We start from the raw sequence: 13,353 nt of genomic DNA on the forward strand, positions 1-13,353 counted from the left end.
GAAAAGGGTGGTATCATGATTCCCGTACAATTAGTGACCGGGTTTTTAGGAGCAGGCAAGACAACGTATATGAACCGCTTACTCGCGGCGACGGATGAAAAAATTTGCTTGATCGTCAACGAGCTCGGCGCGATAAATATCGATGAACAATTGATCGTCAAGATGGACCAAGAGCAAATCGAACTCTCAAACGGATGTATTTGCTGTTCTATCCAAAATGATTTGAGTAAGACGTTCTATCAATTGGCTGCAAAGCAAGAAACATTCGACCGGGTCATCATCGAGACGACCGGTGTCGCGGATCCCGCACCAATCATTCAGACGATTTACTATGATGAATATTTGCGACAACACTTCAAAATGAATGCCATCTTGACGGTTGTGGATGCCAGTCAAATGGATCGTGAACTGTTCAAAGAAGGGATTCATCAAATCGCTTATGCCGATCTCATCTTGTTAAATAAAACCGATTTAGTGTCGACGGATGAACTCAATCAAGCACGCCGCCGAATCGAGCAACTCAATCCGACGGTGAGGATTGTAGAGACGATTCAAACAAAAGGCGATTACGAATTACTTGAGAGTACGTTCCAACTGTCACGTGTCGATGAACAGAAGTTGAGTCAACTGACAGAGACGAGTGAATCGGTCTCTTCCCTTCGTGCGATCACGTTGAGTGCCGAGCGTCCGTTGTCTCGAGAGCGCGTGACCCGTTACGTTCGTGAAGTGTTGATGCACTATGAGGATGCGATGTATCGGATGAAGGCGATTGTCCGCTTACAGGATGAGGAGCGCAAGTTTGTCATTCAAGCGACGAATCAGTTGATGGGCGCAACATTTGCAAATGAGATGCATGAAGGGGATCGTTCCGTATTTGTTTGGATTGGGAAGGAACTAGACCAAGATGCACTGGCACGGGGATTAAAAGCATGTGAGGTGGAGCAAGATGAAGCTTATTCTAGTTGACGGATTTAATTTATTGTCACGTTATTATTTTGCAACGGAGCGAAGACGAGCACAAGATCCGGAAGTGACGGTAAAAGGATTGCTTCGGAAGGTGGATTCCTGGACGACAGACTTTTCCCATATCGCTTTCTTTTGGGACGGGACACGAGAGTCCACACACCGCTACGCGCTGTATCCTGAATATAAAGCAACGCGTAACGGACTTCCGGAGCCGCTCTTTGAAGACTATTTGAAATTAAGGTCTGCTTTGGATGAACGAGGCATCTTACAATCCGAGTTGACGGGATATGAGGCCGATGATTTGATGGGCGCCGTCGCGACAGCGTTCCCGGGCGAATCGTACCTCTATTCTTCAGACCGCGATTTACTTCAGTTGTTGTCTCCGAACGTGTTTCAAATCATGCCGAAAAAAGGTGAGGAGCAGCTCGTCAATGAAGCTTCTTTTGAAATGATGTACGGGGTGAAACCATATCAGTTTGTCGACGTGAAGGCTTTGCAGGGAGACTCTTCGGATAACATCCCGGGGGTGCGTGGCATTGGTCCGAAGACGGCGACGATTTTGATTCAGCATTACGATACGATTGAGACGCTTTATGTGCATGTTCAAAATGAAACACTTGAAGCGCCCCATCAAAAGTATGCCAAAAAACTAGACGGCCATGAAGAAATCGCCCTCTTATCGAAACGACTGTCTCAGATTGATATCCATGCTCCTGTCAATACAGATTGGGAGGCGTACCGGTTTGGTTCACATCTATTTTGACGCGGCCACCAATCAGACGACTGGAGATAATGGAATCGGTGTGTGGATCAAGTCGTCCGACGGTACGGTATCGACGTTTAAACGTCGCATGCAAGGATTGACAAGCGTTCATGCGGAATTGGTTGCATGTGCTTATGCACTGGAACAAGCTCATGCATTAAAAGGTGAAACCTCATTCATGCTGTATTCCGACGCCGAAGTGATTGTTCGCGCATTAGAGCAACGTTTCATGAAAGATGCATCGGCGAAGCCTTTATTTCTGAAAGCACTGATTGCCTACGATGAATTGCCGACCGTGTTCTTAAAATGGGTCCCACGAGCGGAGAATCGAGCGGATGTGATTGCACGTGACGCATTGAATGGAATGAATTAAGCGACCGAGATCATTCTTGGTCGCTTTTTTGACGGAGTCATTTCTTTTTAGATGGTTTTTCGCTAAAATGAAAGCGTAGTCAACTATAGAGGGGGAATTATACATGGATTATCGGATCGAACGGGACACAATGGGGGAAATTAAAGTTCCAGCTACGGCGAAATGGGGAGCACAAACGCAACGTAGTCTTGAAAACTTTAAAATTGGTGCAGAGAAGATGCCACTTGAAATCGTATACGCATTTGCCATTTTGAAAAAAGGTGCCGCTTTAGCAAACGCTGAACTCGGTGTACTCGAGGAAGAGAAAGCAGCGATCATCGCAGAGGTGGCTGATGAGATTTTAGCAGGGCAACATGACGCAGAATTCCCGCTTGTCGTCTGGCAGACAGGGTCGGGCACGCAGTCAAACATGAACGTCAACGAAGTCATTGCGCATCTTGCGAATGAAAAGTTACAGGCTCGTGGAGCATCTATCACGATTCATCCGAATGATGACGTCAACAAATCGCAAAGCTCGAATGATACGTATCCAACTGCGATGCACATCGCCGCCATCCTTTCCGTACAAGATGATGTCCTTCCAGCAATCGACTCGCTTTATCAAACTCTTTCACAAAAAGCTGAGGCATTTATGGATATCGTCAAAATTGGTCGGACGCACCTTCAAGACGCGACGCCGGTCACACTCGGTCAAGAAATCAGTGGGTGGGTCCGGATGCTTGAATTGTCAAAACAGATGATCGAGCGCACGATTGAGCCACTCACGGAGCTTGCACTTGGAGGAACGGCCGTCGGAACTGGGATCAATGCACACCCTGAGTTCGGTGAAGTTGTAGCTAAGAAAATTTCAGAAGAGACGGGTAAACCGTTTGTGACAGCCGTCAACAAGTTCCACGCTCTCACGAGTCACGATCAACTCGTTTTCACACATGGTGCATTAAAAGCCTTAGCGATGGACGCGATGAAGATTGCGAACGACGTGCGTTGGTTGGCTTCTGGACCACGTGCAGGAATCGGAGAAATCACTATTCCGGAGAATGAACCAGGAAGTTCAATCATGCCAGGTAAAGTCAACCCGACTCAAAGTGAGGCGCTCACGATGGTTGCCGCACAAGTACTCGGAAATGATGCGACAATCGGTTTCGGGGCGAGTCAAGGGAACTTTGAATTGAACGTCTTCAAACCAGTCATTATGTATAATTTCCTACAGACTTGTCGTCTATTGACGGACAGCTTACATTCTTTCAATGATCACTGCGCTGTCGGAATCGAGCCGAATCATGAAGTGATCTCACATAATGTGGAGCAGTCACTCATGCTCGTTACAGCACTCAACCCGCATATCGGATACGAAAATGCAGCAAAAATTGCGAAATTGGCACATAAAAATGGTACTTCTTTAAAAGAAGCAGCCTTGGAAACCGGTTTATTGACTGAAGAACAATTTGATCAATGGATTCGTCCGGAAGAGATGACGTCACCGAACTTAAAAGTGAAAAAATAACACAAGGCGGTCGCAAGACCGCTTTTAGTATGTCTTTTTTAGGGCATAAGTCCTAGTAATATGTAAAACAATAGAAAATAAATAAGGAAATAGTTGTATTTCATCCTGAGAAGTCGCATAATCGAAACATAAGAGAATTCGGGGAGTACGAACATAGGGGGGACGGGAATGGAGCAAGGTCAACTCACTGAGCGTATACATATTATTTTGAAAAAGATATCGGAGTCGAGACAAATTCCAAAAAGCGATATCGAGTTTCTACTCGATTGGATGAAGAAGGAAGTTCGGCAACGACGATTGATGCATTTGTTAGAAATCTTTAGTCGTGTCGAGTCTGACGCGAAGGAGTTGCCAAGCGTCCTCACACATGCGGAAGCTTTGACCTTGATCTCTCCTGTGAAACGCTATATCCATACCGTCTTAGGGATTGAACAGGAGGATGAGGATCTCGTCCTCATCTTATCCGCAAGCTTTTCTACATTTAGTCGTTACAAGTCGCGCGTCGAGAAGCTCGGAGCACGTCCGGTATTTTTGCAGACACTAGAAGAGGCCGTCGAATACGATTATGAGGATGTGCCGAAAGCCATCATCATGGACGTTGAATTATGGCCACAATTTAAAGAGCGAGATATCCAATCTTTCGTTAGCAAGATGAGAAAGCTCTATGTTCCACTTATTGTCATCGGAACGAATGAACATTATCGTCTTGCGGCCTATTCATACGGATTCGACGATTATTGGGAATCGTGGGTGCCGATGGAGGAACGATTGGTGCGTCTCGGACTACATATCGAAAAATCACGTCTCGTATCAAAAGCGTTACTCGTGGATGAATTAACGGGTGCTTTCAACCGTAAGTATTTAAAGGCGACCTTTTCTCGGTTCATCTCGAGATTGGAGCGGTCTGGTGAGAGTTTTGCTGTCGCACTTCTCGATATCGATCACTTCAAACAATTGAATGATACGTTCGGTCACTCGTATGGCGATGACGTTCTTCATCGCGTTTCTGAAGAAATCCGTCATGCCATTCGTTCTAGTGATGAGCTCATCCGATACGGAGGAGAAGAATTCTTAATCCTCTTGAATGTCTCAGACCGTGCGATCGTCGAATCGGTACTCGAGCGAGTCCGAACACGTATCGAAGAAATGGAATTTCCATACGACCATCAGGTGACGGTGTCGATTGGATACACCCGAGTCTGCCAGACAGGCTATACACTCGGTGAATGGTGTGCCTACGCAGATGAGGCGCTGTATAAGGCGAAACGAGATGGTCGAAATCGTGTCGTCCGATACACTTCTGCTGTTCGTGAGGAGAAGCGAATCGCCTATGTGACGATGTCTGCCAATACCTATACATCGCTTGCTGATCGACTCCCCAAAGAGCATCGCCGATATGAAGTCGTATACCGTCCTTACGAGGCGTATTCTTGTAATGACAATATCGAGATGTTCGTCTTGGATGATGCGCGTGCGCAAGAAGCGAAAGGGACGTTGTCTGCTGTGAAAGAGCAACGAGGCAAATATAGTCACATTCTTGCTGTATCGAAACGAACGGCGTCTGAACTCGGAGCAATCTATGACGATTATGCGGATGGAGAACAAGACGAGGTCATCACGAGAAAAATTGAACAGTGGCTGGAAAAATTGCCAGACTAAAAAACAGACATCATGATGCGATGTCTGTTTTGTCGTATTGTTTGAATGAAAAGGCATATGCATGTGTTTCGTCTTGCGGGTGGTCGATTGTACTCGTAATTGACCATTCCCCAATCCGTTCGGGATAATACGTATCGGCCTCGAACGATGCAGCGACTTCCGTTGCATAGATCCGGCTCGTCATCAGCATCGTCTGCTCATATAACGTGGCGCCACCGATGACAAACCATTCTTCATCTTGACTCATTTCGACGAGACGGTCTAAATCATGCCAGACTTCGACTTGATCTGCTGAAAAGGAAACATCTGATGTGACGACAATATTGCGTCGGTTCGGTAACGCTTTACCGATGGACTCAAACGTCTTTCTTCCCATCACGACCGTTCCGCCAGACGTGATGGTCTTGAAATGTTTCAAGTCATCTGGCAAACGCCATAATAAGTCATTATCTTTTCCGATTTCACGACCTAATCCATATGCGACGACGTGTGAAATCATACGCTCACTTCTCCTTTGATGTGCGGATGCGGATCATATCCTAGAATTTCGAAGTCTTCAAAACGGAATGATTCGATTGAAGGGACGTCTCGGACAATGTTGAGTTTTGGTAGCGGACGTGGGTCACGCGACAACTGAAGTTCCACTTGTTCGAGATGGTTGTGGTAGATGTGTGCATCACCAAGGGTATGGACAAAGTCGCCGACTTCGAGTCCGGTCACGTGTGCGACCATATGCGTGAGTAGTGCGTATGAGGCGATATTGAACGGTACCCCTAAAAACGTATCAGCGCTCCGTTGATACAATTGACACGAAAGCTTTCCGTCAGCGACATAGAATTGGAACAATAGGTGACACGGCGGCAGGGCCATCTCCTCTAGCTGTCCTGGGTTCCATGCCGAGACGATCAACCTTCTTGAATCTGGGTTCGTCTTGATTTGGTCAATCACTTGAGCCAACTGATCGACAGAAGAACCGTCCGGGCGTGGGAAAGAACGCCACTGTGAACCGTATACTGGACCAAGATTGCCTTCTTCGTCTGCCCATTCGTTCCAAATGCGGACCCCGTTATCTTGAAGGTATCGGACGTTCGTCTCTCCTGAGATGAACCATAATAGTTCGTGAATGATGGAACGAATATGTAATTTCTTCGTCGTGATAAGGGGGAACCCTTCTTGCAGATTGAAACGCATTTGGTAACCAAATACACTCGTTGTCCCGGTCCCGGTACGGTCTTCTTTTACGACACCATGGTCGAGGATGTGTCGACATAAGTCATGATATTGTTTCATACGTGATGTTCCTCCTTCTCAATCTCCTACCACTAAAGGTATCAATTGTGGGAAGGAAACACAAGATATAGTGTCGTGAATCAGGATGAATCCATATACTGAAAAAACAATCATGATTCTTCGTTTTCGTGACTAGCGGTTTCGGGTATAATGGGGAATGAATAAAAGGAGGGGTTTGATGAAATTACAAGGGAAGAAAGTCCTTCAACTTGTCAGTAATGACTTTGAGGATTTAGAGCTTTGGTACCCGGTACATCGCCTTCGTGAAGAAGGGGCGCACGTGATCCTCGCTGGGGAGAAGGCCGATCACGCATATATCGGTAAATACGGTGTGCCAGCAAAATCTGACGTGGCGTTTGATGATGTGGACATTACATCGTTCGATGCGATTCTCGTGCCAGGCGGATGGTCACCTGACTTATTGCGCCGTTTCGATTCGGTGAAAGGATTCGTCCGTTATATGGATGAACAAAAACGACCAATCGGTCAAATCTGTCACGCCGGTTGGGTGTTGATTTCTGCGAACATTCTAGACGGGGTGAACGTGACGAGCACGCCGGGAATCAAAGATGACATGGAAAATGCGGGAGCGATTTGGCATGATGAGCCGGTCGTCGTCGATGGACATATCGTCTCAAGTCGTCGTCCGCCAGACTTGCCAGATTATATGCGTGCGTTCATCGACGTGTTCGCAAAACAGTAACTGAACCATAAAGGAGCTATTCAACGTTGAACTTAAAATCGAATCCATTACTTCGTAAATCAATGCAGTCCACAGCTTTCAGTGCCGAACCGATGACGAAAGCAGGTACATGGTCTAAGGTGTTCACCTTGCTTTTACTCGTGACAGCGGCAGCCGGTACGACATGGCTTGTCGTCCCGACAATCGGAGAAGGGCTCTTGTTCCCGCTCATGATCGGGTCACTCATCCTCGGCTTTATCTTTGCTTTGCTCATCACGTTTAAACCAAATACGGCTCCGGTCGTCGCACCCCTTTACGGGATTATCGAAGGTGTCTTCGTCGGCTCGATTTCGTATTTCTTTGAAGCGATGGTCCCTGGTATTGTGGGACGTGCCGTATTAACGACGTTTGTCGTCGCCTTTGCGATGTGGTTTGTCTATACGACAGGGCTTGTCAAAGTGACACAGAAGTTTAAAGCCGGTGTCATGGCAGCCATGTTCACAGTCATGTTGTTATATCTCGTGCAACTCGTGATGAGTTTGTTCGGTTCAGGCTTGGCATTCATGACCGGTTCAAGCCCACTTGCGATCGGTGTTCAATTCGTGATTGTCATCGTCGCTTCACTCGCTCTCGTCTTAGATTTCGACTTTATCGCAAGTCAAGTCGAAGCTCGGGCTCCGAAACAGTTGGAATGGGTCGCGGCATTCGGATTAATCGTCACGCTCGTGTGGCTCTACATCGAGTTGTTAGATTTACTTTATCGTCTAGCGATGAGAGAATAAGAATCAATCATCGATCCGTTGGGTCGATGATTTTTTTACGAAAGGATGTGTCCATCTGTCTGCGCAAGACAGATTTATGATGAAGAAAATAGTGATTATCGGGTCAGGGATCGTCGGTGTTTCGGCTGCCTATCATTTAGCTGGTAAAGCGGATGTAACGGTCATTGACCGGAAAGAAGAAGGAAGAGCAACGGATGCGGCGGCTGGAATCGTATGTCCGTGGATTGCGCAGCGACGCAACAAAGCTTGGTATGCACTGGCGAAAGGCGGAGCAAGCTATTATCCTAAGGTCGTCAAAGAGCTGGAGGCTGAAGGGGAGACGGATACCGGATACAAACGTGTCGGGACGCTTGCGCTCCATGAAGAAACAAAGCTCGACCAGATGATGGAGCGAACGTTGCTTCGTCGAGAAGAAGCGCCAGAAATCGGTGAACTCGAACGACTGACTGCTGAAGAGGCACAACATCGTTTCCCACCGTTATCCGATGAATACGATGCACTCTTCGTGACAGGAGGGGCTAGAGTCGACGGCGGACGCTTTCGCGCTGCACTTGAGAGAGTCGCTATCAAGCGTGGCGTCACATTTGTCAACGGTTCAGCACGGTTGACGAGCGGAGATGAGATTGGTGTGGAGTGTGACGGAGTGAGATATGAAGCGGATGAAATCATCCTTGCGACGGGTGCTTGGTTACCGGAACTGTTACAGCCTCTTGGATATACGGTACGAGTCGAAGGGGAAAAGGCCCAGCTCGTCCACGTCCAGTTGAAGGATACAGATGCATCTGACTGGCCGGTCGTCATGCCGCCACGACGCCGCTATTTACTCGGATTTGACGACGGGAAAGTGGTCATCGGTTCGACACATGAGAAAGGAAAAGCGTTCGACGTTCGTCCGACTGCAATCGGAGTACACGAAGTACTGACGAAAGGTTTGGAGTCGGCACCTGGACTTTCCGAGGCAGAACTCGTGGGGACGAAAGTCGGCTTCCGTCCGGTCACACCGAATTCAATTCCCGTACTCGGAAGGGTGCCTGGGGCAGAAAAACTGTTGGTCGCCAACGGTCTGGGATCATCCGGTTTGACGGTCGGCCCGTTCATCGGAAAAGTGTTGAGTGACCTCGTTCTGACAGGAGACGCGGAAGTGGATCTATCGCTCTATCCAATTGAAGACTTTATCTATCACACATAAAAAAGGTGACTGTCTGCTTGCTTGAGACAGTCACCTTTTAGCGTTTCATGACTCCATTCAAAAAGAAATGAAAGTAGACTTCCATCGTTTCCTTCATATTCTCGATTGAAAACTGAGGATCGGACAGGATAGCCTGTTGCATGAATTGTACATAGCGTAAATAAGAAGAAGTGGATAACGTCGAATCAATTGACCCTTGGGCCTTCCCGTATTCAATCAACCGGGCGAAAGCAGTATATCCTCGAGTCGCAAGCTGTTCCCAGTTCGGGTCTTGTTGAATCATTGCTGTGATGGTCTCGTCAAAGAGAACCGCCGACTGGATTTTTCGTGTTAGGATCTCGACGAGTAACGCATCGAATGGAGCGTTCGATTCAATCGCATGTTCAATCCAACTCATCTGCTCTTCTGTCATCTGCTTTAGGACTTGCACGATAACCTGGTCTTTTGACCCAAAGTAATTATAGATAGATACGGGGGAGACGTGCGCTCGACTCGCTAACTCACTGATTGTGAATCGGGATTGTTTTTCTGCCATCAAGTCATAGGCGGCACGTAAGATCGCTTGTTGTTTTTCTTCGGTGCGTTTCGCAAATCCATCCATTGATTTAAGCGCTCCTCTCTCTAGTTTTGTAATCAATATACCATTTCCATTTCAAAAAAGAACGTGATATACTAGTTTTGTAATCATATCGCTCAGATATTACAAAAAAGGAGGGTTCGAGATGATTCGGATTCAGCGATTGACGAAACGATTTGATGCCACACATGGTATTTTTGACGTTTCACTACATGTATCACCAGGTACAATCTTCGGATTCATCGGACCGAACGGCGCTGGGAAATCCACAACGATTCGACATTTGATGGGTCTTTTGAAGCCGAGTGAAGGCAAGGCGACCATCAACGGATTCGACTGTTGGCAGGAGACGGAGCAAGTGAAACGGAGTGTCGGCTATTTGCCAGGAGAAATCAATTATCCCCAGAACATGACGGGAGAAGAAATCATTCGATTGACGCGCCATTTGCACAAAACGAATTCGGATCGTGAACGGCAATTACGTGAACGGTTTTCATTCGATGAGGCGACGAAAGTACGGAAGATGTCAAAGGGGATGAAGCAAAAACTCGCCATCATCACCTGTTTCATGAAAGATGTGCCCGTCTATATATTGGATGAACCGACGAGCGGATTAGACCCGCTCATGCAAGATCGTCTAATCGATTGGTTAATTGAAGAAAAGCAATCTGGGAAAGCGATTCTCATGAGTTCTCACCATTTCCCTGAGATGGAACGGACGTGCGACCGTGCCGCGTTGATTAAAGATGGACGCATCATCATCGAAGAGGACATGGAACAATTACGACAACATAGCGTGAAACGGTACCGAGTCGAATTTTCAACGGAAGCGGAAGCCGTTCGATTCGCGGCCGATTCTGGTGAACGGGACGGCATGCATGTTGAGGTCACCATCTCGACACCGATAGAGCTGAACCACCTCATCCGAACATTGGCGGAGTTTCAGGTTCAATCACTGACAAGTGGCACAGACGAGCTCGAACATCTATTCATGCAGTATTACGGGGAGGCGACATGACATGTTAATTCGCTCCATGTTGAAACAGAATCGCAGTTGGATTCTAGGATATTCAGTCGGGACTAGCATATATCTCTTTTTCTTAGCCGCAATCTTCCCATCTATTCAAGAAACAGGATTGATTGAGGCAAAATTAGAGTCGTTGCCACCTGAGCTTCTCGATGTCTTCCAAATCGATGCGTCGATGGCGATGGACAACGTCCTCAATCTATTGTCGAGTAACTATTATGGCTTGATTTTCTACGTCCTCGCAGTTTTATTCGCATTGACTTTCGCCTCGAAACTGTTGGCCAAACCGGTCGATTCTGGAGAAATCATGCTGTATATGGCGGCCCCGATTTCTCGAGTCACGTATGTGATGTCAAGCTTTGTTGTGTTGATTGTGGCAGTCGGGCTATTTGTCGGTCTAAATGGGTTGAGTTTAATGGCAGCGGACCTTCTGTTCGATTTACAAATCGACTATGCGGTATTGTGGATGCTTCAATTGAATGGAGCGCTCATGTTGCTCGTCCTAGGCGTAGCCGCTTATGTGATTGCGAGTCTGTTCGATGATAGTAGTAAATCCTATATGGTGACGGGTGGAATCTTCACGTTCTTTCTCATGGTGAACATCATCCAAGGAGTGAGCGATCAATTCGATTGGATGTCAAACCTCTCATTCTTCTCTCTCTTTGACGCCGGTGCCATCATGCGTGAGGAATATTGGGGAATCCATTTCATCTGGTTACTCGGTCTCCTGACCATCTTTTCAGCACTCTCGTTCATCCGATTCACCCGAAAAGATTTGACGATTTAGTTTTCCGAAATAAATTCTCGGGTATGATACAATCAGCTCGTTAGAATGAAAAGGGGATGAATGAGATGCTTTACGCAACATTACGAAATAAGGTCGAAATTCCGATGATCGGCTTTGGTGTCTGGAAGGTCGATAATGAAACCGAGGCACCAGCTGCTGTCGTTGAAGCCATCAAAACAGGCTATCGTCACATCGATACGGCTGCAATCTATAAAAATGAAGAGGGCGTTGCGAAGGGAATTCATCTCTCAGGTGTAGACCGCTCTGAATTGTTCATCACGTCGAAGATTTGGAATGATGACATTCGTGAAGGCAAAACGAAAGAGGCATTCGAAGACTCGTTAAAACGACTCCAGACAGATTATTTGGACCTTTGTCTGTTGCATTGGCCGGTAGATGGGTTCGTCGATGCGTGGAAAGATCTCATCGATTTATATGAAGCCGGAAAAATCAAAGCAATCGGTGTATCCAACTTTAAAGAACACCACTTAGAAACATTGAAAGAAGCCGGTCTGATGGCGCCACTCATCAATCAAGTTGAACTTCATCCACAACTCCCGCAACCGGATTTGTTGGATTACTGCCAAGATGAAGGGATTCAAATCGAGGCATGGAGTCCACTCATGCAAGGAAAGTTTTTAGACATCCCTGCTTTTTCTGAGATTGCAGAAAAACATGGGAAGACGCCGGCACAGATAGTTCTCCGTTGGCATCTTGAGTCTGGTCATGTCGCGTTACCGAAATCGGTGACACCACATCGAATCCGTGAGAACTTTGATGTATTCGACTTCTCACTCGATGCGGACGATTTGGCGAAAATCGATCAAGTGGCGACAGGGGAACGTCTCGGACCAGATCCAGACGAAATCGACTTTTAATTGAGAAGGGGTTCGCATATGCGAGCCCCTTTATACGTGTAGAGTCACATGGATGCGGGTATTGAATATTATGTTACAAAAGGAGGTGTTTGATCTTCATTTAGAAGATCGTGCTTATGGACTTATCAAAATGGCCGATTGTAAACTGGGTCGCTTTTTTAGCGACCGTCGTCATCAACTATTTCGCGAGCGGCGACAACGCGGCGGTTTCGGACCGCATCGATATCTACTTTAAGCCGGCAGGGTACGCTTTCTCAATTTGGGGTGTCATCTATGTCGCGCTTCTTGTCTGGCTGGTGCTCCAGTTGAAGAAAGGGACGACGGCGAATCGTCAAGCCGAGCGAATGAAAGCCGGATTTTTAGTCTCTTGCGTGTTGAATGGTTTATGGTTATTGGCATTCACGAACGAATGGTTCGTCGTCTCACTTGTCATCATGGTGTTGTTCCTGGCGACGCTGTGCTGGTTGTATTACATCGCTTTTCGAACGTCTACGAGTTGGCTCGATCGGTTCCCGTTCTCCATCTACATCGGCTGGGTATCAGTCGCGACCATCGTCAACACGTTCGTTGTGATGAAGACGGAACAGATCACGTCGCTGTTAGGTCTTGATGAACTTGCCTGGACCTCACTTATGCTGATGGTCGGTGTAGTCCTTGCCCTCCTCTTTATGTGGTGGCATCATGATTTCATCTACCCACTCGTATTCGTATGGGCGTATATCGGAATCTTTGCTAGAATCGAAGAAGGCACACTCTATGTTGTGATTGTTAGCGCCCTTGCATTGCTAGCGATTGGGTATATCGGTTTGATTTTGTGGAAACGTCCGAAATCGTTTTTGCATCATACGCGTAAAACAGTAGAACAATAATCAAGAA

Annotated in this window: 15 protein-coding genes; 12 read left to right on the plus strand and 3 right to left on the minus strand. The window is 47.0% G+C overall.

The genetic code is table 11. The annotated features are described in order from the left end of the window. The first annotated feature begins 15 nt into the window (after positions 1 to 15). From ACFO4U_RS03360 to ACFO4U_RS03380, 5 genes are all read left to right on the plus strand, one after another. On the plus strand, positions 16 to 966 hold the full coding sequence (locus ACFO4U_RS03360; protein WP_215243996.1) for a CobW family GTP-binding protein: 951 nt from the start codon (positions 16 to 18) through the stop codon (positions 964 to 966). Continuing rightward, entirely contained in the window at positions 947 to 1,729 is a 783-nt protein-coding gene (locus ACFO4U_RS03365) for a 5'-3' exonuclease (protein ID WP_214690974.1), read from the plus strand. Before ACFO4U_RS03360 ends, ACFO4U_RS03365 begins: the two co-directional genes overlap by 20 nt. Then, the gene (locus ACFO4U_RS03370; RefSeq protein ID WP_215243995.1) at positions 1,710 to 2,102 is read left to right on the plus strand and encodes a reverse transcriptase-like protein; all 393 of its coding nucleotides are present in this window, start codon (positions 1,710 to 1,712) and stop codon (positions 2,100 to 2,102) included. Before ACFO4U_RS03365 ends, ACFO4U_RS03370 begins: the two co-directional genes overlap by 20 nt. Positions 2,103 to 2,205: 103 nt before the next feature. Next, on the plus strand, positions 2,206 to 3,606 hold the full coding sequence (fumC, locus tag ACFO4U_RS03375) for a class II fumarate hydratase (RefSeq protein ID WP_159562227.1): 1,401 nt from the start codon (positions 2,206 to 2,208) through the stop codon (positions 3,604 to 3,606). A gap of 168 nt (positions 3,607 to 3,774) precedes the next feature. Then, a complete protein-coding gene (locus ACFO4U_RS03380; RefSeq protein WP_215243994.1) occupies positions 3,775 to 5,265 on the plus strand; it encodes a GGDEF domain-containing protein in 1,491 nt (496 codons plus the stop codon). Between the two features lie 10 nt (positions 5,266 to 5,275). On the opposite strand, the gene ACFO4U_RS03385 is transcribed toward ACFO4U_RS03380, so the two are convergent. Together ACFO4U_RS03385 and ACFO4U_RS03390 are read right to left on the minus strand one after the other, a co-directional pair. Beyond that, positions 5,276 to 5,764 (minus strand): dihydrofolate reductase, encoded by a 489-nt coding sequence (locus ACFO4U_RS03385; RefSeq protein ID WP_074037102.1) that lies wholly within the window; start codon positions 5,762 to 5,764, stop codon positions 5,276 to 5,278. Continuing rightward, entirely contained in the window at positions 5,761 to 6,555 is a 795-nt protein-coding gene (locus tag ACFO4U_RS03390; RefSeq protein WP_074037101.1) for a thymidylate synthase, read from the minus strand. Before ACFO4U_RS03390 ends, ACFO4U_RS03385 begins: the two co-directional genes overlap by 4 nt. Before the next feature lie 178 nt (positions 6,556 to 6,733). On the opposite strand from ACFO4U_RS03390, the gene ACFO4U_RS03395 reads away from it, so the two are divergent. The 3 genes from ACFO4U_RS03395 (at position 6,734) to ACFO4U_RS03405 (ending at position 9,208) form a co-directional block, all read left to right on the plus strand. Continuing rightward, positions 6,734 to 7,258, plus strand: a complete 525-nt coding sequence (locus tag ACFO4U_RS03395) for a type 1 glutamine amidotransferase domain-containing protein (RefSeq protein ID WP_074037100.1) — start codon at positions 6,734 to 6,736, stop codon at positions 7,256 to 7,258. A 26-nt stretch (positions 7,259 to 7,284) separates the two neighbouring features. Continuing rightward, complete coding sequence (locus ACFO4U_RS03400) at positions 7,285 to 8,019, plus strand: Bax inhibitor-1/YccA family protein (RefSeq protein WP_214690970.1); 735 nt, start codon at positions 7,285 to 7,287, stop codon at positions 8,017 to 8,019. Between the two features lie 79 nt (positions 8,020 to 8,098). Beyond that, positions 8,099 to 9,208 (plus strand): NAD(P)/FAD-dependent oxidoreductase, encoded by a 1,110-nt coding sequence (locus ACFO4U_RS03405; protein WP_214690969.1) that lies wholly within the window; start codon positions 8,099 to 8,101, stop codon positions 9,206 to 9,208. A 37-nt stretch (positions 9,209 to 9,245) separates the two neighbouring features. Here ACFO4U_RS03405 and ACFO4U_RS03410 read toward each other — a convergent pair whose 3' ends face one another. Continuing rightward, positions 9,246 to 9,809 (minus strand): TetR/AcrR family transcriptional regulator, encoded by a 564-nt coding sequence (locus tag ACFO4U_RS03410; RefSeq protein WP_214690968.1) that lies wholly within the window; start codon positions 9,807 to 9,809, stop codon positions 9,246 to 9,248. Between the two features lie 121 nt (positions 9,810 to 9,930). On the opposite strand from ACFO4U_RS03410, the gene ACFO4U_RS03415 reads away from it, so the two are divergent. The 4 genes from ACFO4U_RS03415 (at position 9,931) to ACFO4U_RS03430 (ending at position 13,346) form a co-directional block, all read left to right on the plus strand. Continuing rightward, the gene (locus ACFO4U_RS03415; protein ID WP_074037097.1) at positions 9,931 to 10,803 is read left to right on the plus strand and encodes an ABC transporter ATP-binding protein; all 873 of its coding nucleotides are present in this window, start codon (positions 9,931 to 9,933) and stop codon (positions 10,801 to 10,803) included. A gap of 1 nt (position 10,804) precedes the next feature. Then, positions 10,805 to 11,599 carry an ABC transporter permease subunit gene (locus ACFO4U_RS03420; protein WP_214690967.1) on the plus strand — a complete coding sequence of 265 codons (795 nt, stop codon included), beginning with the start codon at positions 10,805 to 10,807 and terminating at the stop codon, positions 11,597 to 11,599. A gap of 65 nt (positions 11,600 to 11,664) precedes the next feature. After that, the gene (locus ACFO4U_RS03425) at positions 11,665 to 12,477 is read left to right on the plus strand and encodes an aldo/keto reductase (protein WP_078146830.1); all 813 of its coding nucleotides are present in this window, start codon (positions 11,665 to 11,667) and stop codon (positions 12,475 to 12,477) included. A 116-nt stretch (positions 12,478 to 12,593) separates the two neighbouring features. Continuing rightward, positions 12,594 to 13,346: a tryptophan-rich sensory protein gene (locus ACFO4U_RS03430; protein ID WP_196430647.1), complete on the plus strand. Its 753-nt coding sequence runs from the start codon at positions 12,594 to 12,596 to the stop codon at positions 13,344 to 13,346. The last annotated feature ends 7 nt before the right edge of the window (positions 13,347 to 13,353 follow it).

The organism is Exiguobacterium profundum (assembly GCF_042652865.1).
GTDB lineage: Bacteria > Bacillota > Bacilli > Exiguobacteriales > Exiguobacteriaceae > Exiguobacterium > Exiguobacterium profundum.